The sequence below is a fragment of the Yoonia sp. TsM2_T14_4 genome (assembly GCF_049602355.1).
GTDB classification, from domain to species: Bacteria; Pseudomonadota; Alphaproteobacteria; order Rhodobacterales; family Rhodobacteraceae; genus Yoonia; species Yoonia vestfoldensis_A.
This window is the reverse complement of sequence record NZ_CP187137.1, coordinates 324,821-347,064: the sequence shown is the minus strand read 5'-3', so window position 1 is coordinate 347,064 and position 22,244 is coordinate 324,821. Positions and strand designations below refer to the sequence as shown.

Below are 22,244 nucleotides of genomic sequence, written 5' to 3'. Positions count from 1 at the left end.
ACGTTACCCGATCAGGCCTCCGGCTGGTGACATCCGGTGGCCCCTATCGCGGGACATCCGCGATCAGGTCCAGAATAGCTGGCCCAATGTCGGCCACGATCAGCGCCACACCTTCGGCGCTGGGGTGGATGCCGTCGGCTTGCATGAAAGCCCGCAAATCGCTGTCGGTCACGCGCATCCCCGCGAACATGTCATGGTACAGCGGTACGCCATAGCTGGCGGCAAGGTCTGTGTAATTCGCCTCGAAATCGCGTTTGTAGGCGGGGCCGTAATTCGCTCCAACCTGCAGCCCGACCAGCAGCATCGCAACACCGGCCTGCTGGCCTGCAGCAAGAATGCCATCCAGATTGGTGCGGCTGACAGCAGGATCAAGCCCGCGCAGGTAATCATTGCCGCCCAAGGCCACGATCATCGCATCCACCTGCGGCGTCAGGGTCCAGCCCACCCGCGCCAGACCGCCTGCTGTCGTGTCACCTGACACGCCGGCGTTGATAATCGTCACATCAGCGCCCTGATCGCGCAGCCATTGTTCCAGCTGCGGCACGAGCCCCTGCCCCTGGTCCAGCCCGTAACCAGCCGTCAAACTGTCACCAAGTGCCGCGATTGTCACCGTTTGCGCATGCCCGGCTGTCATCGTCAGCAAAACCACCCCGCCGATGTTGCGCAGGCCACGGATCGCCCCATATGCAAAAGTGACCCCGCGACCAAAGGCTTTGCGCATGACCGACCCTGTTCTGACAATCACTGACCTTAACCTGTCGCTGGACGGCAATGCAGGGCGCGTCGATATTCTGCATGACATCTCGCTGACCGTGGCGCAGGGCGAAACCTTGGGGCTGGTCGGGCCAAGTGGGTCGGGCAAATCATCGCTCCTTATGGTGATGGGCGGGCTGGAACAGGCGACATCGGGGCGGATCATGGCGCTTGACCAGGACCTGACGGCGATGAACGAAGACCAGCTGGCTCGCTTTCGTAGGGATAATATGGGGGTGGTGTTCCAATCTTTCCACCTGATCCCGACAATGACCGCGCTGGAAAACGTGGCAACGCCGTTGGAACTGGCAGGTGTGCGCGGTGCCTTTGCCCGCGCCGAGGCGGAATTGCGCGCTGTGGGCCTTGGTGACCGGATCAACCACTACCCCAGCCAGATGTCAGGCGGCGAACAGCAGCGCGTGGCACTTGCCCGCGCCTCTGCACCGCGGCCCAAGATATTGCTGGCGGATGAACCAACCGGCAATCTGGATGCCACCAACGGGGCCGCAATCATCGATCTGTTGTTCGATCTACGCGACCGGCATGGGGCCACGCTGATCATGGTAACCCATGCCAATGAACTGGCTGCGCGTTGCGACCGCGTGGTGAACCTGCGCGACGGGCGGATCGACACGCTGGCAAAGGCCGCCGAATGACCCTGCGCATCGCGTCACGTTTCGCTTTGCGCGAATTGCGCGGTGGTCTGCGCGGGTTCCGCGTGTTTCTGGCCTGTCTGGCGCTGGGTGTCGCGGCGATTGCCGCCGTGGGCACCGTGCGCGCAGGGATAGAGGCGGGGCTGACCCGCGATGGCGCGGCCCTTCTGGGTGGCGATGCCGAGGTGGAATTCACTTATCGCTTTGCCCGCGCCGAGGAACTGGCCTTTCTGAACAGCATCGCAGACCGGATTTCCGAAACCGTCGATTTCCGGTCGATGGCCGTGGTGGATCGTGACGGCACCACGGAACGCGGGCTGACCCAGATCCGCGCGGTGGATGATCCCTATCCGCTGGTCGGTGCCGTGCAGCTTGACCCCGCAATGCCGCTGGCCGATGCGCTGGCCGATCAGGGCGGGGTGATGGAACGGGTGCTGGCCGACAGGCTGGGGCTGGTGGCGGGCGATACGTTCCGGCTGGGCGAGGCCACATTCACCCTGCGCGCGATCCTTGAACGCTATCCAGACAATGCATCCGCCGGTTTCGGCCTTGGGCCACGCACGATTGTTTTGACCGACGCTCTGGCGGGGTCCGGCCTGATCGTCGAAGGGACGCTGTTTTCCACACAATACCGGCTGGACCTGCCCGCAGGGGCTGATCTCGCGGCACTGGAGCAACAGGCCGAGGATCAATTCCGCGACGCGGGCCTGCGCTGGCGCGATAGCCGGCGAGGTGCGGGCGGGGCTGCACAATTCGTGGACCGGATCGGGGCGTTTTTGATCCTTGTTGGCCTCTCGGGGCTTGCGGTCGGCGGGGTTGGTGTCTCTGCAGCCGTGCGCGCCTATCTGGCGGGCAAGACCAGCGTGATTGCCACGCTGAAAACGCTGGGCGCGACGCGGTCTACGATTTTCCTGACCTATTTCATCCAGATCGGCGTGCTGACATTGGCGGGCGTGACGCTGGGGCTGATCCTTGGCGCAGGCCTGCCAGTGGTGCTGGCCCCCTTTATCGAGGCACGTTTGCCGGTGCCAGCGGTGTTCACGATCTATGCCGCGCCCTTGGTCGAAGCAGCGGTTTACGGCATCCTCGCCGCGCTGATCTTCACGCTCTGGCCCTTGGCCAAGACCGAGGATATCCGCGCCGCGACCCTGTTCCGCGATGCGTTTTCCGCGTCACGCGCCCTGCCGCGCAAGACTTATCTGGCGGTGATCGCGGGGCTGTTGGCCCTGCTGGTGGGAGCGACGATCTGGTTTTCAGGCACGGTTTTCCTGACGCTCTGGACCGCAGGCGGGATCACCGGATCGCTGCTGATCCTGACCCTTGCCGCCGCCCTGATCCGCTGGATCGCGCGCAAATCGCGGCTGGCGGCGCGCGGGAACACATCGCTGCGCATGGCGCTGGGGTCGATTGGCGCGCGGGGGGGGGAATCCACATCCGTGGTGCTGTCGCTGGGGTTGGGGCTGACGGTGCTGGCCGCCGTGGGCCAGATCGACGGCAACCTGCGCAGCGCCTTTGCCGATGACCTGCCTGCGGTGGCACCCAGCTATTTCTTTGTCGATATCCAGCCCGACCAGATCGGCGGGTTCCGCGAACGCCTTGATCAGGACGAGGCCGTCAGCCGCTATGACACCGCGCCGATGCTGCGCGGCATCATCACCCAGATTAATGGCCGCCCCGCGACCGAAGTCGCCGCAGGCCATTGGGTCGTGCGCGGTGACCGCGGCGTGACCTATGCCGATGCGCAGCCTGCGGGCACCGAGATTACCGCAGGCGCATGGTGGCCCGCGGGCTATGACGGCCCGCCCCAGATCAGTTTCGCCGCCGAGGAAGCCGCAGAGATCGGCCTGCAATTGGGCGATACGATGACCGTCAACATCCTTGGCCGCGACATTACCGGCGAGGTCACCAGTTTTCGCAACGTCAGCTGGGAAGATGCAGGCATCGGTTTCGTGCTGGCGATGAACCAAAGCGCGTTGCAAGGCGCGCCGCATAGCTGGATTTCCACTGTCTATGCCACACCGGAATCCGAGGCCGCGATCCTGCGTGATCTGGCCACCGCCTATCCCAATATCACCGCGATCCGCGTGCGCGATGCGATTGATCAGGTGATCGCGCTTGTCGGCGGGCTGTCGGCGGCAACGCGCTATGGCGCGCTGATCACGCTGGTCACGGGGTTTCTGGTTCTGATCGGCGCAGCCGCGGCAGGCGAACGCACGCGCACCTATGAAGCGGCCGTGCTGAAGACGCTGGGCGCGTCGCGGCGCAGTATCCTGGCCAGTTTCGCGCTGCGGTCTGCCTTGCTGGGGCTGGCGGCGGGGGTTGTCGCGCTTGGCGCGGGGATATTGGGGGGTTGGGCTGTCGCAACCTTTGTCATGGACACCGGCTATACCGTGATCTGGGGCAATGCGCTGTTGATTATCGGGGGCGGCATCATGGCGTCTCTGCTGGCGGGGCTAGGTTTTGCCTTGCGCCCCTTGGCCGCGAAACCCGCACGCGTGTTGCGCGCGCGGGAATAACGTCAAAGCTTGGGCTTGACCTGCAACAGGGGCATGACGTCGGCCATTTCGGGGCCGCGTTCAAGCCCTGTGACGGCCTTGCGCAGCGGCATGAACAGGCCCTTGCCCTTGCGGCCAGTCTCGTCCTTGACGAGCGTGGTCCAGTTTGACCATGTATCTGCCGTGTAGGGCGGGCTATCGAGCAGGAACAATGCCTTGGCGATAAAGTCGCGGTCTTCGTCATCGACCAGCGGTGTCGCCCCGTCGCGCAACATTGCCCACCAGCCGGCCACATCGTCCAGCGTGGCGATATTGTCGCGCACCAGCGTCCAGAAAGGCACCCGCAGGTCGGTTGGCACACCAGCCGATGTCAGCACATCGGCCACGTCCTGCGCCGACAGCGTGGCCAGATAGCGCGCGGTCAGCGGGCCAAGATCCTCGGCGTCGAATTTCGTCGGGGCCGATCCGAATTTCGACAGATCGAACCCGGCCACAACCTCGGTCACATCTGCGCGCAATTCCACAGGATCAGCGGACCCCAGCCGCGCCATCAGCGACAAGATCGCCTGTGGTGCGATGCCTTGGGCGCGCAGGTCGCGCAGCGACAGCGTGCCAAGGCGTTTTGACAGCGCCTCGCCCTTGGGGCCGGTCAGCAAGGAATGATGCGCAAAGCGGGGTACGGTGCCGCCCAGCGCCTGAATGATCTGGATCTGGGTTGCGGTATTGGTCACATGGTCCGATCCGCGCACGATATCGGTGATGCCCATTTCCACATCGTCTACAACGGAGGCGAGTGTGTAAAGGATCTGCCCGTCATTCTTGAACAGGACCGGATCACTGACCGAGGCCGCGTCGATCGAGATATCCCCGATGATCCCGTCTGGCCAGTCGATCCGCTGCTGGTCCAGTTTGAACCGCCAATGCGACCCACGCTCAGCACGCAATGCGTTCTTTTCATCCTCGGTCAGGGCCAGCGCTGCACGGTCATAGACCGGCGGCTTGCCCATGTTGAGCTGCTTCTTGCGCTTGAGGTCGAGTTCCACCGGCGTTTCGAAACATTCGTACAACCGGCCCATGTCGATCAGCCGCTGCTTGGCCTCGGCGTAGCGGTCCATGCGGCGCGACTGGTATTCCATCCGGTCCCATGTCAGGCCAAGCCATGTCAGATCGGCCTTGATGCCTTCGACATATTCATCCTTGGACCGTTCGGGATCGGTGTCGTCGATCCGCAAAACGAAAGTGCCGCCGTTCTGCCTTGCAATCGCATAGTTGAACAAAGCCGCGCGCAGGTTTCCGATATGCAGCCAGCCGGTGGGGGATGGGGCGAATCTTGTCGTGGTCATGCGATATACTCCTATTGCGGCACGCTTTGTCATGTCGGGGGCGTTTTGTCCATGCAAGGCACAGCGATCACAAAAGCGTTGGTTGCCAGACAGACAGCGCGAGCTAGGTCTGCTAAAACCAATTTAAGGAAGGATTTCGTCATGCTGATTTCCCGTCGTCAGGCCCTGCTGTCAGGGGCTGCCCTGCCATTGGCTGCGGCTGCCCCGTCGCTGGTGCAGGCACAGGCCGCCACCGCCAGCCTGCCCACGCACCGCGATTTTACGCTGGGCGATTTCCGGGTGACCACCCTGTTGTCCGGCAGCCGCCGTGTCGAAAACCCGCAAGGCATTTTTGGCATGAACGTTGATGCCGATACCTTTGCCGCCGTCAGCGCCGAAAACTTCATTCCAACCGATGCCGCGCAGTTCTTTTTCACGCCCACCGTGCTGGACACCGGATCAGAGGTCATCCTGTTCGACACCGGCAACGATGCCGCCGGGATCACCGCCGCACTGGCCGGTGCCGGTTACACAACCGACCAGATCACCCATGTTGTCCTGACCCATATGCATGGCGACCATATCGGCGGTCTGACCGATGAAAGCGGCGCGGAAACATTCGCCAATGCCGCCTATGTCACGGGTCAGGTGGAATACGACCATTGGGCCGGTGCCGAAAACGAAGGGTTCAATGCCAAGGTTCGCCCGCTGGCCGAAAAAATGTCGTTTCTTGGGGATGGTGACGCCGTGCGCGGCGGCGTGACCGCAATGGCCGCCTTTGGCCATACGCCCGGCCATATGGGGTACATGCTGGAAAGCGGCGGATCACAGCTGTTCTTGATGGCAGATACCGCCAACCACTATGTCTGGTCGCTGGCCTATCCCGATTGGGAAGTCCGCTTTGATATGGACAAACAATCCGCCGCTGCAACCCGCCGTCGTGTGATGGGGATGGCCGCTGCCGACCGGATCCCACTGATCGGCTATCACATGCCGTTCCCGGGCCTTGGGTTCATCGACACCCGCGCGGATGACACGTTCCATTTCGTGCCGCATTCCTATCAGCTGATCTGATCAGCTAGGATCGCGCCAGCGGTTGACGATCGGATACCGCCGGTCCAGCCAGAAGGCGCGATCCGACAACCGCACGCCGGGGGCCGCCTGAAAGCGTTTGTATTCGCTGATATAGACCAGATGTTCGATCTTTTTGACGGTGGCGCGGTCATAACCCGCCGCGACGCAATCAGCGACCGAGGCGTCACCGTCCACCAGCATGGCCAAAATACCATCCAGCACGTCATAAGGCGGCAGGCTGTCGTCGTCGCGCTGGTCGGGGCGCAGTTCGGCTGATGGTGGCTTGTCGATGATTGCGGGCGGGATCACCTGCCCCGCCGGGCCTTGCATCCAGTCGCGGTGATGGGCGTTGCGCCAGCGGCAGATGTCAAAAACACGGGTTTTATACATGTCTTTGATCGGGTTATAGCCGCCCGCCATATCGCCATAGATCGTGGCATAGCCCACCGCGACCTCGGATTTGTTGCCGGTGGTCAGCAGCATTTCACCAAACTTGTTGGATTGCGCCATCAACAGCAGGCCACGGATGCGGGACTGGATGTTTTCCTCGGTCAGATCGGCAGGCATGTCGCCAAACAGCGGCGCGAGCGCCTCGGTCACGGCGGCGCGCGGGCCTGCTATGCTGACGGTGTCATAGCGACAGCCCAGCGCGCGCGCGGCAGCGGCGGCATCATCCAGCGACGCCTGCGACGTATATTCCGACGGCAGCATGACGCAGCGCACCTGATCCGCCCCCAGCGCATCAACGGCGATGGCGGCGACGATGGCGGAATCAATCCCGCCTGACAGGCCCAACAGGACCTTGCCGAAACCGGTCTTGCGCAGGTAATCGCGCAACGCCTCGACCATGGCGCGGTAATCTTGTTCCAGATCGTCAGGCAACAGCGCCTTGGGACCATCAAGCGCGACCCAACCTTGATCGGTTTCCTGAAAATCCACATGTGTGATCGCCGCGTCAAAGACGGGCAATTGCACGGCCAGCTTGCCACCACGGTTCAGCACGAACGACCCACCGTCGAACATCTGATCATCCTGCCCACCGATCATATTCAGATAGACCAGCGGCACATCGTTTTCCACGACGCGCGCAATCATCGTTTGCAACCGAATCGGGAACTTGTCACGGAAATAGGGCGATCCGTTCGGCACAACGAGTATCTGCGCCCCGCTTTCGACCATGGTTTCGCAGACATCGGGGGACCAGGCATCCTCGCAGATCGGCGTGCCGATGCGCGGACCACCCGCCAGCGTGACCGGGCCAGAGATAGCGGCGCTATTGAACAGACGTACTTCGTCGAAGACATTGAAATTAGGCAGGAAATGTTTGCGAAACCGCGCCGTGATCTTGCCCCCGGCCAGATAGACGTAACAATTATAAAGATTGTCATCCTCGACCATCGGCAGGCCGATCCCCAGCACTGGCCCATCCGCGCAGGCCCGCGCCAAGGCATCAAGCCGGCTCGCGGCATCGGCGACAAAAGCCGGTTTGCGCACCAGATCCTGCGTCTGATAGCCGGTCAGAAACATTTCCGGCAGCACCACCAGATCGGCGCCCGCCGCCTTGCCTTCCGCCCATGCCTGCGCCGCCAGCGCCGCATTGCCCGCCAGATCGCCCAATGTGGGATTAAGCTGTGCCATGGTCAGGCGAAAGATGCGTGTCATAGTTTTGTCCCAATATGCTGAAACTGATGTAGCAGAACCGAGCGCGGGGGAAAGACCAATGGCGACATTCACCGCTGCTGCCGTCTTGCACGTTGTCAGGTGGCAGTAGCTCTTTTAAGCTGTGCCAACCTTAGGGATCGGAGACGAGGATGAAGATGTTTGGTTTACCTCAGGGGATCGCCACGGCCCTTTTGATTGCAGGGTTCGCTGCCAGCGCACAGGCGCAGGACATCCAGACAAAGCAATATGACGACGGTGGCGTTTACGAAGGCACCTTTGTCGATGGCCTGCAGGACGGTACCGGCACCTATCGGTTGCCAAATGGATATGAATATTCCGGCGATTGGGTTGCGGGCGAAATTCGTGGCCAGGGCATCGCGCGCTTTCCCAACGGATCGGTCTATGAAGGTAGCTTTGCTGCGGGTAAGCCCGAGGGCCAGGGCAAGATCACCTTTGCCGACGGCGGTACTTTTGAGGGTGACTGGGTCGATGGCACCATCACCGGCACCGGCGTGGCCGAATATGCCAATGGTGTCGTCTATCAAGGCGAATTCCGCAACGCGATGCATCATGGGATCGGTATCATGACCGGCCCCGGCGGCTATTCCTACGAAGGCGAATGGATCAACGGCATCAAGGAAGGCGAAGGCCGCATCACTTATCCCGATGGTGCGCTTTACCAAGGCAGCCTGCGCGCAGGCGAACGCGATGGCACTGGCACGCTGACCATGGCCGACGGTCTGGTCTATACCGGCGACTGGGTCGCAGGCCAGATCGAGGGGACCGGCACGCTGACCCAACCCAATGGCGATATCTACGAAGGTGCTTTGGTCGCTGGCCGCCGCGAAGGTCAGGGCCGCATCACCTATGCCAATGGCGACACCTATGAGGGCAGCTTCATAAGCGACCGGCGCGAAGGTGCAGGCACGTTCCAAGGTGCAGATGGTTACGTTTATACCGGTGAATGGGCGGCCGGTCAGATGTCCGGCATGGGCGAGGTCACCTACCCCGACGGGTCGGTCTATGTCGGCAGTTTTGCAAATGATCTGGCCGATGGCACCGGCAAAATCACCTATCCTGACGGGTCAACCTATGAAGGCGCATGGGTCGCTGGCGTGATCAGTGGCAAGGGCATTGCGACCTATGCCAACGGTCTGGTCTATGACGGCGAATTCCTGAACGCCCAGAACCACGGCCAAGGCAAGATGACCTATGCCGACGGCTATATCTACGAAGGCGCATGGGCCGAAGGCCAACGCAACGGCATTGGCCGCGCGACCTATGCCGATGGCACGATTTATGTCGGCGAGTTCGTCGATGGCCAGCGCAGCGGCCAAGGCGAAATCACCCTGCCCGACGGGTTCATCTATGCCGGTGCGTGGCAGGACGGTGAGATCAGCGGCTATGGCATCGCGACCTATGCCAATGGCGATGTCTACGAAGGCAATTTCCTGCGCGGCCGCCGCGAAGGTGACGGCACGATGCGCTATGCGACAGGGCAGCAAAGCACCGGTTTGTGGTCGGACGGGGCGTTTGTGTCGCAAACAGCGGGCGAGTGACCCAAGCGCATTTATACAGAGGCGCCCGCGTCCATCCGCGACAAGAAATCCGCCGCCTCTGACAGCACCTGATGACGGCGGGCAGGGTCCATCTTGTCCCATACGGCGTACATCTGGCCCATCCGCGGATTGCCTTTGAAACGGTCGCGGTGGCGGTCGAGGAAATGCCAGTAGAGCAGGTTGAACGGACAGGCATCCGCGCCGGTCTTGTCCTGCACGCGGTAGGCGCAGCTGCCGCAATAATCCGACATCTTGTGAATGTAATTGCCAGACGAGATATAGGGTTTCGATGCGATGATCCCGCCATCGGCAAACAGGCTCATCCCGATGACATTGGGCGCCTCGACCCATTCATAGGCATCGGCATAAACCGCCAGATACCATTCATGCACCGCTGCCGGGACGATCCCCGCCAGCAGCGCAAAATTGCCGGTAACCATCAGGCGCTGGATATGGTGGGCATAGGCGTCGGTCTTGGTCTGGTCCACCGCCTTGGCGATGCAGTTCATCTTGGTGGATGCACCCCAGTACATCGCGGGCAGCTGTCGGGTGTGGCCCAGCGCGTTGCGGCTGACATAATCCAGCCCTTCGCGGAAATAGATACCGCGCACATATTCGCGCCAACCAATGATCTGGCGGATGAACCCTTCGACCGCGTTCAGCGGTGCGTGGCCCGCGCGATAGGCCGCCTCTGCGGCCTGACAGACCTCCAGCGGGTCCAGCAGGCCTGCGTTCAGATATAACCCGACAATCCCGTGATACAGGAACTTGTGGTCGTTCAGCATTGCATCCTGATAATCGCCGAACTTGGGCAACCCGCCCTTGATCCAATGCGCGAGATGCTGGCGGGCCTGCCCTGTGTCGGTGGCAAACCAGAACGGGCGCAGATCGCCGAAATTGTTGCCAAAGCGGCGCGCGACCAGATCAAGCACCTCTTCGACCACCGCGTCGGGGGTGAACTGCATCGGCCCTGCGTAATCCACGCTGTCGGGGGCCGGTTTGCGGTTGTCGTGGTCGTAATTCCACTTGCCGCCCTCAGGCTGGTCGCCATCCATCAGAATGCCCGTCTTGCGGCGCATATCGCGGTAGAAATATTCCATCCGCAATTGTTTGCGCCCCTCGGCCCAAGCGTCGAAATCCGCGTGAGACGCGATAAACCGGTCATCGGGCAATGAATGGGATTGCAGCGGCATATCCCCCAGCGCCGCGATCAGCCGCCATTCGCCAGGTTCAGTATAGACGACACCGGCGGCCTTATGTTCGCTGGAACGCCGGATCAACTCGCCCGTGATCGAGCCTGTGTTGTCGGGATCATCCAGCCGCGTGTAGGCGACCTGCCAGCCATCCGCGCGCAGCCGGTCCGCGAATTTGCGCATCGCGGCGAAAAGGAACGCGATCTTCTTGGGGTGATGCGGGACATATGATGCCTCATCCGCAACCTCGGCCATGACCACGACATCCTTGGCCTTGTCGCATTTGCGCAGGGCCGACAGATTGGGCGACAGCTGGTCGCCCAGAACAAGAACCAGCCTCACCACGGCACCTCGGCACCGGCATAGTCGAAAAACCGGCCCGTCTGCGCCGGTGTCAGCCCGTCAATGACCGCCAGCAGATGCGCCGCCGCGTCGGGTGCGGGCATGGTCTTATGACGGCCCGCATAATTTGCGGTAAACGGCGTCTCCACCGTGCCGGGGTGCAGCGCCACGCAAGCGGCCTGTTTGTGCGACCGCCCCAATTCGATCGCGGCCCCGCGGATGATCTGGTTCAACGCGGCCTTGGACGCGCGATAGGCATGCCAGCCGCCGATCTGGTTGTCGCCGATGGACCCTACGCGCGCGGACAGGATGGCGGCCACGGCAGGCCCATCCTTGGCCAACAATCGCGGCATATGTCGCAGAACCAACGCAGGACCAATCGTGTTGACCGCCAGAACCTGCGCCATGCTCTGCGCGTCGATCGCCGATAGCGCCTTTTCCGGCCCACTGCCCTGCGGCGCCAGAATACCGACCGCCACAAAGACCAGATCAAACGGGCCGTCCAGCGCACCCAGGTGCCGGTCAACGGATGAAGGATCGGTCACGTCAAACCCGTCAGCACGGCGCGACAGACGCGTCACCGCGACACCGCAACGTTCCAGTTCCAGCGCCACGGCCGCGCCGATGCCGCCAGAGGCGCCGATGATCAATGCATTTTTCATACTGATCAGGATAGGACGCCCGCCATGCGCGACCAGCCCCCATCCTCGCTTTGTTCCAAATACTCACTTTATCGGCTTTTCAACAGGCACAGGATTTGTATAGTCCCCCTATGATCACCATGGCACAGACATCCGGCACTGCCCCCGCCCTGCTACTTCTTAGCAGCGCCTGAGCGTGCCTGTCGGCGCGACCGCTCGGATGGGACAGCGCCGATACTGCCAAAGATCAAAGGAATAGTGACATGACCAAAGACAAAGTGTTGATTTTCGACACGACCCTGCGCGACGGTGAACAAAGCCCGGGTGCAACGATGACCCACGCAGAAAAGCTTGAAATCGCGGAATTGCTGGACGATATGGGCGTCGATATCATCGAAGCGGGGTTTCCCATCGCTTCGGAGGGTGATTTCAACGCGGTCAGGGAGATCGCCAAGCGTGCCAAACGCGCCACGATCTGCGGGCTGGCGCGCGCGAATTACAAAGACATCGACCGCTGCTGGGAGGCTGTGAAGCACGCGTCATCCCCGCGCATCCATACATTCATCGGCACCTCGCCGCTGCACCGCGCGATCCCAAACCTCGATATGGACCAGATGGCCGAACGGATCCACGACACCGTGACCCATGCGCGCAACCTGTGCGACAACGTGCAATGGTCGCCGATGGATGCAACGCGCACCGAATGGGATTACCTGTGCCGTGTGGTTGAAATCGCGATCAAGGCAGGGGCGAGCACGATCAACATCCCCGACACCGTGGGCTATACCGCGCCGGCGGAAAGTGCGGACCTGATCAAGCGGCTGATCGCGACGGTCCCTGGTGCTGACAGCGTGATCTTTGCCACCCATTGCCACAACGACCTTGGCATGGCGACGGCCAATTCACTGGCCGCCGTGATCGGCGGCGCGCGCCAGATCGAATGCACGGTCAACGGTCTGGGCGAACGCGCGGGCAATACCGCATTGGAAGAGGTCGTGATGGCCTTGAAAATCCGTGGCGACATCATGCCATTTGAAACCGGCATCGACACACGCAAGATCATGAACATCTCGCGCCGGGTCGCGACCGTGTCGGGTTTTGCCGTGCAGTTCAACAAGGCGATCGTCGGCAAGAACGCCTTTGCCCATGAAAGTGGCATCCATCAGGACGGGATGCTGAAAAACGCCGAAACGTTCGAGATCATGCGCCCAGAGGATGTGGGCCTGTCTGGCACCAGCCTGCCCTTGGGCAAACATTCGGGCCGCGCCGCGCTGCGCGCCAAGCTGGCGGAACTGGGGTTCGATCTGGCGGATAACCAGCTGAACGATGTGTTCGTGCGGTTCAAGGATCTGGCCGACCGTAAGAAAGAAGTCTTTGACGACGACCTGATGGCGCTGGTCTATCAAAACGACAGCGGCGAGGACCGGATCAAGTTGAAATCCCTGCGCGTCATCTGTGGCACCGAAGGGCCGCAGCAGGCGGATATGGTGCTTGATATCGACGGCACCGATGTCAAGACATCGGCCACGGGCGACGGCCCTGTCGATGCGACATTCAACGCGGTCAAGGCATTGTTCCCGCATGGTGCGCGGTTGCAATTGTATCAGGTGCAGGCCGTCACCGAAGGCACCGATGCGCAGGCGACCGTGATGGTGCGGTTGGACGAGGACGGGCGCATCGCAACCGGCCAGTCCGCCGATACCGATACGGTCGTGGCCAGCGCCAAAGCCTATATCAATGCGCTGAACCGGCTGCTGGTGCGGCGCGCGCATTCGCAACCTGGCTATGACACCAAGGGTGTCAGCTACAAAGACAGCTAAGCCAGACGACTCGGATGAACGGCACAGGCGGCCCCCACAAAGGGGCCGCCTGTTGCGTTTAATGGGACGAAAGCAGGGTACAGCCAGCAGGTATGTTGCAATATTATTATTAAAGACATTCTTTATGTCTATTTTATCTAAATAATATTGCATTAGTGTAACTAACGCCTTGCTGCCGTCATCACAGAAACGGGGGCTTCTATCCCTGCGCGGCAGTCTTTATAACCTATTCAACCGGGCGCAGCGGGACGGCGCGGGAGAGTGATTTTGAATAGGAAGGCCACAGCATGTTTGGCTTCGGTGGGATTTTTTCCTCGGACATGGCAATCGACTTGGGCACAGCCAACACGCTGGTCTATGTCAGGGGCAAGGGGATCGTTCTGTCGGAACCTTCGGTCGTGGCCTATCAGGTCAAGAACGGCGTGCGCAAAGTACTAGCCGTGGGCGAAGACGCGAAATTGATGCTGGGCCGCACCCCCGGCAGCATCGAGGCGATCCGCCCGATGCGTGACGGAGTGATCGCGGATTTTGACACCGCCGAGGAAATGATCAAGCATTTCATCCGCAAGGTCCACAAACGGTCCACCTTTCGCAAACCTAAGGTCATTGTCTGCGTCCCACATGGGGCGACACCTGTCGAAAAACGCGCGATCCGGCAGTCGGTTCTGTCGGCAGGCGCGCGCCGCGCAGGGCTGATCGCCGAACCGATCGCGGCGGCAATTGGCGCGGGGATGCCGATCACGGACCCCACCGGCAACATGGTCGTCGATATCGGCGGCGGGACAACCGAAGTGGCTGTGCTGTCTTTGGGTGACATCGTCTATGCACGCTCGGTGCGCGTCGGTGGCGACCGGATGGACGAGGCGATCATCAACTACCTGCGCCGCCAGCATAACCTGCTGATCGGGGAATCCACGGCCGAACGGATCAAGACCAGCATTGGCACCGCGCGGATGCCTGACGATGGTCGTGGCCAGTCGATGCTGATCCGCGGGCGCGACCTGCTGAACGGCGTGCCAAAAGAAACCGAGATTAATCAGGCGCAGGTGGCCGAGGCTTTGGCCGAACCTGTCCAGCAGATCTGCGAAGCGGTGATGACCGCGCTCGAAGCGACGCCACCCGATCTGGCAGCCGATATTGTTGATCGCGGCGTAATGCTGACGGGGGGTGGGGCGCTGCTGGGCCAACTGGATCTGGCACTACGCGAACAAACCGGCCTTGCGATTTCGGTCGCGGACGAATCGTTGAATTGCGTGGCGCTCGGGACTGGCCGCGCGCTCGAATATGAAAAACAACTGCGGCATGTGATCGACTACGACAGCTAACTCCGGCCTAAGGACATCCGCCCCTTGGCACGCGACAATTCCAGTGAGACCTATATCACCCCCATCCGCAACCTGCTGGTGGGGGTGATGGTCTTGGCGCTACTGGTTATCTTTGCGGTCTGGCGGATAGATAGCCCGCGCGTTGAACGGTTGCGGATGGCCGTGATCGACCGCGTGGTGCCATCGTTCGACTGGGTGATGGCTCCGATTCACGGCACCGCTAATCTGCTGGCCGATTTCCAAAGCTATCAGCGGCTGGCGGCCCAGAACCAGGATCTGCGCCGTGAATTGCAACAGATGAAAGCCTGGCGCGAGGCCGCGCTCCAACTGGAACAAGAGAACGCGAAACTTCTTGACCTGAACAACGTGCGGATCGACCCAAAGCTGACCTTTGTCACAGGGGTGGTGATGACCGACAGCGGGTCGCCGTTCCGGCAATCTGTCCTGCTGAATGTCGGCGCGCGCGACGGGATCATTGATGGCTGGCCCACCATGGACGGGATCGGGCTGGCGGGCCGGATCGCGGGTGTGGGCCGCCAGACAAGCCGCGTGCTGTTGTTGACCGATACATCCAGCCGGATACCAATCACGATCCTGCCGTCAGGGCAGCGTGCGATCCTTGCCGGCGACAGTACTTCCAACCCGATCATCGAGTTTCTGGAGGACCGCGCTGTCGTGCGTCCGGGCGACAGTGTTGTTTCATCAGGCGATGGCGGTGTCTTTCCAGCCGATCTTTTGGTCGGGCAAGTGGCGCTGGGCACCGACAACCGGCTACGGGTCCGGTTGGCGGTCGATTACCAGCGGCTGGAATTTCTGCGTGTCCTACGCGCGCATCCGCATGAGGTGATCAACGATCCGGGCCGGCTTTTGACGCCGCTGCCAGAGATTTATGGCCCCTCCGCGCTCAGCCCCGCGGCACCGGCAACAGCCGAGGCCGCAGATGGCTGACATCGCAGAGCCGACAATCTGGGCGCGCCGGGCGGTGTTCGTGCTGCTGGCCTGCATCATCATAATCACACAGCTCGTGCCACTGAACCTTGAACCGGTGGTATGGGCGGCGCCTGACCTGCTGCTGGCGATGACCTGCGTCTGGGTCGCGCGCAAGCCGGGCTATGTCCCTGTCTATATCGTGGCGGCAGTGTTTTTCGCCACTGATCTGCTGTTCCAGCGCCCACCTGGGCTGTGGGCAGCGCTGGTTGTGCTGCTGACCGAGGCAATCCGCACCCGACACCGCGAATTGCGCAGTATGTCATTCGCGGCGGAATGGGCCTTTGTGACGCTTGGGCTGGTCACGATCACATTGGCGAACAGGATCGTGCTTGCTATTGTGATAATACCTTTGGCACCCTTGGGGCTGACGATGATGCAACTGGTTGGCACTGTGCTGATCTATCCGCTGGTGGTCTTTGTTGCCCGCTACCTGTTTGCTGTGGCCTATGCCGCCCCCGGCGACATGCGAAAGATTGGACAACGGACATGAGACGCCCGCCAAAGGACGTGATCCAAAGTACGCGCAGCATCGGGCGTCGCGCGCTGGTCGTGGGCGGGCTGCAACTGGGCGTGTTGAGCGCGATCGGCTTCCGGCTGCGCGACATGCAGGTCAAACAGGCCGATCAATACCGGATGCTGGCCGAGGAAAACCGCATCAGCATGCGCCTGCTGCCACCCGCGCGCGGCATGATCTTTGATCGCAACGGCATCGCCATCGCCGCCAATGAACAGAATTACCGCGTCGTCATGGTCCGCGAGGATGCAGGCGATATCGAACAGGTGCTGGCGCGGCTGACCGAGATCATCGACATCCCCCCCGACACCCTGACCCGCGCGATCGAGGAAATGCGCCGCCGCGCGCCTTTTGTGCCAGTGACGATCCTTGAACGTGTGTCTTGGGACGACGTGGCGCAGATCAATCTGAACACGCCTGTCCTGCCCGGTGTGCAGGCCGAGGTTGGCCTCAGCCGCTATTACCCGATGGGCGAGGATATGGCCCATGTCGTAGGCTATGTCGGTCCAGTCAGCGATTACGACCTTGACCAGATTGAAAACCCTGATCCGCTGTTGCAGATCCCGCGTTTCGAATACGGCAAGACGGGTGCTGAAAACAGGCTAGAAGCAGACCTGCGCGGCAAGGCCGGCACCCGCCGCATCGAAATCAGCGCCGCAGGCCGGATCATCCGCGAACTCGACCGGCAAGACGGCATCGCGGGCAAGGATCTGCAGCTGACCATCGACGCGCGGCTGCAATCTTATGTGCAGGCGCGGCTGGACGGCGAATCAGCCAGCGCCGTGGTGATCGACCTTGAAAACGGCGATCTGCGCGCGGTGGTGTCGTCGCCTTCGTTCGACCCCAACATGTTCGTGCGTGGCATTTCGGTGGCGGACTGGCAGGCGCTGATGGAAAACAAATATCGCCCGCTGGCAGCCAAGGCGGTCCAAGGCACCTATCCACCAGGGTCAACCTTCAAGATGGTCACGCTGCTGGCCGCGATGGAGGCGGGCGTCATCACCGCAGAGGATACCGTCTATTGTCCCGGCTACGCCGATGTGGGCGGCACCCGGTTCCACTGCTGGAAACGCGGTGGTCATGGCAACATGAACCTGCATGAATCCGTGAAACAAAGCTGTGACGTCTATTACTACGACATCGCGCAGCGCGTGGGCATTGAAAAGATGGCCGAAATGGCGCGCAAGCTGGGACTTGGCCTGCGCCACGACCTGCCCTTGTCGGCGGTGGCGACGGGCATTGCGCCCGACCGCGACTGGAAATCCTCGGTGCGCGGCGAAACATGGCGGATCGGGGATACGGTCAACGCGTCCATCGGGCAGGGCTATGTGCTGACATCGCCCATACAACTGGCCGTGATGACCGCTCGGCTTGCCACCGGCAATGAGATCACGCCGCGCCTGCTCCGGCTGATTGACGGGGTGGAACAGCCCAGCGGGATCGGGCCAAGCCTTGGGTTGAACGAAAACACCCTGCGCCGCGTGCGCGCATCGCTGGACGCGGTTTGCAATCACAACCGCGGCACCGCTTATGGATCACGCATCCTGACCGAGGGGCGCAAGATGGCGGGCAAAACCGGCACCAGTCAAGTCCGCCGCATCACCCCCGAAGAACGCGCAGCAGGCGTGATCCGCAACGAGGACTTGCCCTGGGAACGCCGCGACCACGCCTTGTTCGTTGGCTATGCTCCGCTGGAAAATCCGCGCTATGCGGTATCGGTCGTGGTCGAACATGGTGGCGGCGGATCCGCGGCGGCGGCCCCTGTGGCGCGCGATATCTTGTTGCAGGCCCAATATGGCGGCCCGCCACCATTGGACGCCTATCCTGCCAACCTGCGCGACCAGATCGCCGCACAACAACGCCGCATCGCAGACCGAATCCCGGCAGGCACCCGCAGCCAGGGCCGCGCATGAGCTATCTGGAGTATAACACCAAGTCGGTGCCTGTCGGGCTGCGCAAGTTGCTGTATCTTAACTGGCCGCTGATCCTGCTTTTGATCGCGGTCGCCTGTGCCGGTTTCTTGATGCTGTATTCTGTCGGCGGTGGGTCGTTCACCCCTTGGGTGGAACCGCAGATGAAACGGTTTGCCCTTGGGCTGGCGGTCATGATCGCAGTTGCGATGGTCCCGATTTGGTTTTGGCGAAACATGTCATTCGTGGCCTTCGGCGGGTCTGTGCTGTTGTTGGTCGGGGTTGAATTCTTCGGAGACGTGCGGATGGGTGCCCAACGCTGGATCGACTTGGGGTTCATGCGGCTGCAACCCTCTGAATTGACCAAGATCACGCTGGTCATGTTTCTGGCGGCTTATTACGATTGGCTGCCGTTTGAGCGCAAATCACATCCGGTTTGGGTGATGGTGCCAGTGGTCGTGATTCTGGTGCCCGTGGCGCTGGTGCTGCAACAGCCAGACCTTGGCACGGCCTTGCTGCTTTTGATGGGCGGCGGGGCGATCATGTTCTTTGCGGGCGTACATTGGGCCTATTTCGCCACCGTGGTTGCCGCCGGGATAAGCATGATCATCGCCGTCTTCCAAAGCCGCGGTACAGGCTGGCAGATCCTGCAAGAGTATCAGTACAGCCGCATCGACACATTTCTCGACCCGGCCAATGATCCTCTGGGGGCAGGCTACAATATCACGCAGGCCAAGATCGCGCTTGGCTCTGGCGGCTGGACCGGGCGCGGGTTCATGCAAGGCACCCAGTCACAGCTGAACTTTCTGCCTGAAAAGCATACTGATTTCATCTTTACCACGCTGGCCGAGGAATTCGGCTTTGTCGGTGCAATTACTCTTTTGGTGCTCTATATGTTGATCGTCGTGTTCTGCATCGCCTCTGCGCTGTCGAACAAGGATCGTTTCGGGGCTTTGCTGACACTGGGGATTGCACTGACATTCTTTTTGTTCTTCGCGGTGAACATGGCGATGGTCACAGGATTAACCCCCGTGGTCGGCGTGCCCTTGCCGCTGGTCAGCTATGGCGGGTCGGCGATGCTGGTGCTCATGGGCGCCTTCGGACTGGTGCAAAGCGCCCATGTCCACAGGCCGCGCTGATGCTGAGGGTTCTGTTTTCCGCCAAGCCTCAGGCATGGGACGAGTACGATGCGCCCCTGTCGGATGCTTTTGCCAAGGCTGGGCTGACTGTCGAGCTGTCGCGCAATCACACCCCGGCACAGACCGATTACATCGTTTTTGCACCCAATGGTCCGGTCCGCGACTTTGCCCCCTATGTCAACACCAAGGCCGTGCTGAGCCTATGGGCCGGGGTCGAGACGGTCGTGGACAACCCCACCCTGACCCAGCCATTGTGCCGTCTGGTCGATCCCGGCCTGACGCGCGGCATGGTGGAATGGGTCACCGGCCATGTGCTGCGCCATCATCTGGGGATGGATGCGCATATTCGGGGGCAGGACGGCATCTGGCGTGATGGGGTCAGCCCACTACTGGCCGCAGAACGCCCCGTGACGATCCTTGGCATTGGCGCGCTGGGGGCTGCCTGCGGGCAGGCGCTCGCGTATCTGGGATTTCCGGTGACAGGCTGGAGCAGGTCGCCCAAGGACGTGCCACATCTGCAGTGCCTGCATGGTGAAGACGGGCTGCAAGAGGCGCTGGCGGGGGCACAGATCGTCGTGCTGCTGTTGCCGCAGACAGCGCAGACGCAGAACATCCTGAGCGGGCACAGTCTGGCGCTGATGGCAAAAGGCGCCTGCGTGATCAACCCCGGTCGCGGCCCGCTGATCGATGACGAAGCCCTGTTGGCGGCGCTGGACAGCGGGCAGATCGCCCATGCCACGCTGGACGTGTTCCGCCGCGAACCGCTGCCCGCAGATCACCCGTTCTGGGCGCATCCGCGTGTCACCGTCACCCCCCATATCGCCGCGACCACGCGCCCCGACACCGCCGCAAAGATCATCGCCGAGAACGTCAGGCGAGGCGAGGCAGGTCTGCCGTTTCTGAACGTCGTCGACCGGCAGTTGGGGTACTAATCTCGCATTCCTGCGGAATACGATGCCTCCGGCGGGGATCACGTCAAATCGCGCTCTGCGCGAATTGACGAGCTCGGAAGATGGGCAAGGATCAGCGCAGTTTGGGCGGCCTTGTCGGGTCCATACCGGGGGCTGCGGGACCGGCGGCAGTAACGGCGGGTTGCGGCAGGTCGAAGCGCAGGCCGACTGTGGCCAGACGCGCGGCCATCGGATCAGCGGCACGCAGGAACAACACATCCATCATCCCCGCCTCGATGCCTGAAAACGTCAGCGCCTCGCCTGCGGCAGAGGCCAGCGCCTTTTCGGCACCTTCAACCGCATCGACGAATGCCAGCACATGGCCTTTCGCGCCGGTGTCATAGGTCACCTCGGCCAGATAGGCCAAGCGTGCCAGACCTGCGGCGATGGCCAGTTTGCGGTCAAGCCCCGTCACCACGCTTTGCGGCAGGTGGCGGGGGGCGGCGATAGCGGTCAGCCGCGCCTCTGTCTCGGCGGGGGCATGCAACAGGGTCTGTGCCAGCCAATCCACCGCATCCGTGGGGATCAGCATGGCCGATGGCGCCACTTCGAGGTTCAGGCCCAGCCCGACCCCCTGCCCTGCAAGCATCTGCACCAGCGCCCGCCCCGGCAGGGCGGCATAGGGGGCAGTCCGACCCACGAAATCCGACAGCCGTTCTTCGCGATCAAAAATCAGCGCATATTGCCCGTCCTCGACATCGAACAGCGCAGGCGTGATCTGGTCGCCTTCGGCCTCGGCACCCAGAAGCAAATAGATCTCGCTGTCAGCCAGCCGTTCGTAGAACCGCAGACGTGCGCCATCGTCTTCTGGCGCGGCCTCCATGGCCGCATGGGCGGTGTCGAGATCGGTCATTGCGTCAGAGTGCCTGCAACCGTTTGAACAAGGCAGACGTATCCCAGCGCCCGCCACCCATTTTCTGCACATCCTTGTAGAATTGATCCACAAGGGCGGTCACCGGCAGGCTGGCACCGTTTTCATCGGCGGTATCAAGGCAGATGCCCAGATCCTTGCGCATCCAGTCCACGGCAAAGCCATGCGTAAAATGATCATCCAGCATGGTCTTGTAGCGGTTGTTCATCTGCCAGCTGCCCGCGGCCCCCTGGCTGATCACCTCGATCACGGCATGCCCGTCAAGGCCGGCCTTGTCGGCGAAATGCATCGCCTCGGACAGGCCCTGCACCAGCCCCGCGATGGCGATCTGGTTGCACATCTTGGTCATCTGGCCCGCGCCGCTGTCGCCGATCCGGCGCGCGAGTTTTGCATAGACCGCGATCACAGCACTGATCGTGTCGTAATCGGCCTGATCGCCGCCACACATGATCGAGAGTTGCGCGTTTTCGGCACCGGCCTGTCCGCCCGAAATCGGCGCATCGACAAAGCTCAGACCCTTGTCCTTGGCGGCGGCGTAAAGCTCGCGCGTGACCTTGGCCGATACAGTGGTGTGATCGACAAAGATCGCGCCCTTGCCCATCGTCGTAAATGCGCCATCAGGCCCGGTGCATACCGCGCGCAGATCATCGTCATTGCCCACACAGGCCAGCACGATATCGGCCCCTTGGGCGGCGGCAGCGGGCGTGTCAGCGGCACGGCCACCGTGTTTGGCGACCCAGGCATCGGCCTTGGCGCGGGTCCGGTTGTAGACCGTCACCTCATGCCCTGCGGCGGCAAGATGGCCTGCCATCGGGAAACCCATCACCCCAAGTCCAAGAAAAGCGAGTTTTGTCATAATCCGAAATCCTGTTCATTTATCGCAAGAATAGAGCATGGCGCACAGCGTCAAGCCCGTCGCCTATCAAAGCAGCCTATGCATCATGTCAGACCATGCGGGAAGGGCAAGCCCGCCAAAGGGCGCATGTTTTGGCCCGATCACGGCCTTAGCGTCGTAATCAGGCCGCATTTCA

18 protein-coding genes are annotated in these 22,244 nt (G+C 61.8%); 11 read left to right on the top strand and 7 right to left on the bottom strand.

What is annotated here, in order from left to right; all coding sequences use genetic code 11:
• Positions 1 to 43: 43 nt before the first annotated feature.
• On the bottom strand, positions 44 to 721 hold the full coding sequence (locus tag ACPF9B_RS01605) for an arylesterase (RefSeq protein WP_424178774.1): 678 nt from the start codon (positions 719 to 721) through the stop codon (positions 44 to 46).
• On the opposite strand from ACPF9B_RS01605, the gene ACPF9B_RS01600 reads away from it, so the two are divergent.
• Together ACPF9B_RS01600 and ACPF9B_RS01595 are read left to right on the top strand one after the other, a co-directional pair.
• Entirely contained in the window at positions 720 to 1,409 is a 690-nt protein-coding gene (locus ACPF9B_RS01600) for an ABC transporter ATP-binding protein (RefSeq protein ID WP_424178772.1), read from the top strand. The two genes, ACPF9B_RS01605 and ACPF9B_RS01600, sit on opposite strands and share 2 nt — an antisense overlap.
• Positions 1,406 to 3,922: an ABC transporter permease gene (locus ACPF9B_RS01595; protein ID WP_424178770.1), complete on the top strand. Its 2,517-nt coding sequence runs from the start codon at positions 1,406 to 1,408 to the stop codon at positions 3,920 to 3,922. The genes ACPF9B_RS01600 and ACPF9B_RS01595 overlap by 4 nt, the downstream gene beginning before the upstream one ends.
• Before the next feature lie 2 nt (positions 3,923 to 3,924).
• Here ACPF9B_RS01595 and gltX read toward each other — a convergent pair whose 3' ends face one another.
• The gene (gene gltX, locus ACPF9B_RS01590; RefSeq protein WP_424178768.1) at positions 3,925 to 5,244 is read right to left on the bottom strand and encodes a glutamate--tRNA ligase; all 1,320 of its coding nucleotides are present in this window, start codon (positions 5,242 to 5,244) and stop codon (positions 3,925 to 3,927) included.
• A gap of 141 nt (positions 5,245 to 5,385) precedes the next feature.
• On the opposite strand from gltX, the gene ACPF9B_RS01585 reads away from it, so the two are divergent.
• Positions 5,386 to 6,297, top strand: coding sequence for an MBL fold metallo-hydrolase (locus tag ACPF9B_RS01585; protein ID WP_424178766.1), 912 nt, complete (start codon positions 5,386 to 5,388; stop codon positions 6,295 to 6,297).
• Here ACPF9B_RS01585 and ACPF9B_RS01580 read toward each other — a convergent pair whose 3' ends face one another.
• Positions 6,298 to 7,959, bottom strand: a complete 1,662-nt coding sequence (locus ACPF9B_RS01580; protein ID WP_424178764.1) for an NAD+ synthase — start codon at positions 7,957 to 7,959, stop codon at positions 6,298 to 6,300.
• A gap of 149 nt (positions 7,960 to 8,108) precedes the next feature.
• Here ACPF9B_RS01580 and ACPF9B_RS01575 point away from each other — a divergent pair, with 149 nt between their 5' ends.
• Entirely contained in the window at positions 8,109 to 9,518 is a 1,410-nt protein-coding gene (locus tag ACPF9B_RS01575; protein ID WP_424178762.1) for an MORN repeat-containing protein, read from the top strand.
• Between the two features lie 11 nt (positions 9,519 to 9,529).
• Here ACPF9B_RS01575 and ACPF9B_RS01570 read toward each other — a convergent pair whose 3' ends face one another.
• Positions 9,530 to 11,053, bottom strand: coding sequence for a cryptochrome/photolyase family protein (locus ACPF9B_RS01570; protein ID WP_424178760.1), 1,524 nt, complete (start codon positions 11,051 to 11,053; stop codon positions 9,530 to 9,532).
• Positions 11,050 to 11,715 (bottom strand): SDR family NAD(P)-dependent oxidoreductase, encoded by a 666-nt coding sequence (locus tag ACPF9B_RS01565; RefSeq protein WP_424178757.1) that lies wholly within the window; start codon positions 11,713 to 11,715, stop codon positions 11,050 to 11,052. Before ACPF9B_RS01565 ends, ACPF9B_RS01570 begins: the two co-directional genes overlap by 4 nt.
• Before the next feature lie 242 nt (positions 11,716 to 11,957).
• Here ACPF9B_RS01565 and ACPF9B_RS01560 point away from each other — a divergent pair, with 242 nt between their 5' ends.
• The 7 genes from ACPF9B_RS01560 (at position 11,958) to ACPF9B_RS01530 (ending at position 20,324) form a co-directional block, all read left to right on the top strand.
• A complete protein-coding gene (locus tag ACPF9B_RS01560) occupies positions 11,958 to 13,514 on the top strand; it encodes a 2-isopropylmalate synthase (RefSeq protein WP_424178755.1) in 1,557 nt (518 codons plus the stop codon).
• Positions 13,515 to 13,801: 287 nt separating this feature from the next.
• Positions 13,802 to 14,839 carry a rod shape-determining protein gene (locus ACPF9B_RS01555; RefSeq protein WP_007205754.1) on the top strand — a complete coding sequence of 346 codons (1,038 nt, stop codon included), beginning with the start codon at positions 13,802 to 13,804 and terminating at the stop codon, positions 14,837 to 14,839.
• A gap of 24 nt (positions 14,840 to 14,863) precedes the next feature.
• Complete coding sequence (mreC, locus tag ACPF9B_RS01550) at positions 14,864 to 15,787, top strand: rod shape-determining protein MreC (RefSeq protein WP_424178753.1); 924 nt, start codon at positions 14,864 to 14,866, stop codon at positions 15,785 to 15,787.
• Positions 15,780 to 16,319, top strand: coding sequence for a hypothetical protein (locus ACPF9B_RS01545; protein ID WP_007205756.1), 540 nt, complete (start codon positions 15,780 to 15,782; stop codon positions 16,317 to 16,319). The genes mreC and ACPF9B_RS01545 overlap by 8 nt, the downstream gene beginning before the upstream one ends.
• Positions 16,316 to 18,256: a penicillin-binding protein 2 gene (gene mrdA / locus ACPF9B_RS01540; RefSeq protein ID WP_007205757.1), complete on the top strand. Its 1,941-nt coding sequence runs from the start codon at positions 16,316 to 16,318 to the stop codon at positions 18,254 to 18,256. The genes ACPF9B_RS01545 and mrdA overlap by 4 nt, the downstream gene beginning before the upstream one ends.
• On the top strand, positions 18,253 to 19,392 hold the full coding sequence (rodA, locus tag ACPF9B_RS01535) for a rod shape-determining protein RodA (RefSeq protein ID WP_007205758.1): 1,140 nt from the start codon (positions 18,253 to 18,255) through the stop codon (positions 19,390 to 19,392). The genes mrdA and rodA overlap by 4 nt, the downstream gene beginning before the upstream one ends.
• A complete protein-coding gene (locus ACPF9B_RS01530; RefSeq protein ID WP_424178750.1) occupies positions 19,392 to 20,324 on the top strand; it encodes a 2-hydroxyacid dehydrogenase in 933 nt (310 codons plus the stop codon). Before rodA ends, ACPF9B_RS01530 begins: the two co-directional genes overlap by 1 nt.
• Positions 20,325 to 20,415: 91 nt before the next feature.
• Here the strand turns inward: ACPF9B_RS01530 and ACPF9B_RS01525 are convergent, their stop codons facing one another.
• Together ACPF9B_RS01525 and ACPF9B_RS01520 are read right to left on the bottom strand one after the other, a co-directional pair.
• Entirely contained in the window at positions 20,416 to 21,195 is a 780-nt protein-coding gene (locus ACPF9B_RS01525) for an SseB family protein (RefSeq protein WP_007205760.1), read from the bottom strand.
• A gap of 4 nt (positions 21,196 to 21,199) precedes the next feature.
• Positions 21,200 to 22,069, bottom strand: a complete 870-nt coding sequence (locus tag ACPF9B_RS01520) for an NAD(P)-dependent oxidoreductase (RefSeq protein ID WP_424178748.1) — start codon at positions 22,067 to 22,069, stop codon at positions 21,200 to 21,202.
• Positions 22,070 to 22,244: the final 175 nt, after the last annotated feature.

Coding starts and splice junctions, on each gene's coding strand:
- gltX (WP_424178768.1), bottom strand. CDS start 5,244: ATGACCACGACAAGATTCGCCCCATCCCCCACCGGCTGGCTGCATATC.
- ACPF9B_RS01605 (WP_424178774.1), bottom strand. CDS start 721: ATGCGCAAAGCCTTTGGTCGCGGGGTCACTTTTGCATATGGGGCGATC.
- ACPF9B_RS01575 (WP_424178762.1), top strand. CDS start 8,109: ATGAAGATGTTTGGTTTACCTCAGGGGATCGCCACGGCCCTTTTGATT.
- ACPF9B_RS01530 (WP_424178750.1), top strand. CDS start 19,392: ATGCTGAGGGTTCTGTTTTCCGCCAAGCCTCAGGCATGGGACGAGTAC.
- ACPF9B_RS01565 (WP_424178757.1), bottom strand. CDS start 11,715: ATGAAAAATGCATTGATCATCGGCGCCTCTGGCGGCATCGGCGCGGCC.
- ACPF9B_RS01595 (WP_424178770.1), top strand. CDS start 1,406: ATGACCCTGCGCATCGCGTCACGTTTCGCTTTGCGCGAATTGCGCGGT.
- rodA (WP_007205758.1), top strand. CDS start 18,253: ATGAGCTATCTGGAGTATAACACCAAGTCGGTGCCTGTCGGGCTGCGC.
- ACPF9B_RS01555 (WP_007205754.1), top strand. CDS start 13,802: ATGTTTGGCTTCGGTGGGATTTTTTCCTCGGACATGGCAATCGACTTG.
- ACPF9B_RS01600 (WP_424178772.1), top strand. CDS start 720: ATGACCGACCCTGTTCTGACAATCACTGACCTTAACCTGTCGCTGGAC.
- mrdA (WP_007205757.1), top strand. CDS start 16,316: ATGAGACGCCCGCCAAAGGACGTGATCCAAAGTACGCGCAGCATCGGG.
- ACPF9B_RS01520 (WP_424178748.1), bottom strand. CDS start 22,069: ATGACAAAACTCGCTTTTCTTGGACTTGGGGTGATGGGTTTCCCGATG.
- ACPF9B_RS01580 (WP_424178764.1), bottom strand. CDS start 7,959: ATGACACGCATCTTTCGCCTGACCATGGCACAGCTTAATCCCACATTG.
- ACPF9B_RS01560 (WP_424178755.1), top strand. CDS start 11,958: ATGACCAAAGACAAAGTGTTGATTTTCGACACGACCCTGCGCGACGGT.
- ACPF9B_RS01585 (WP_424178766.1), top strand. CDS start 5,386: ATGCTGATTTCCCGTCGTCAGGCCCTGCTGTCAGGGGCTGCCCTGCCA.
- ACPF9B_RS01545 (WP_007205756.1), top strand. CDS start 15,780: ATGGCTGACATCGCAGAGCCGACAATCTGGGCGCGCCGGGCGGTGTTC.
- ACPF9B_RS01525 (WP_007205760.1), bottom strand. CDS start 21,195: ATGACCGATCTCGACACCGCCCATGCGGCCATGGAGGCCGCGCCAGAA.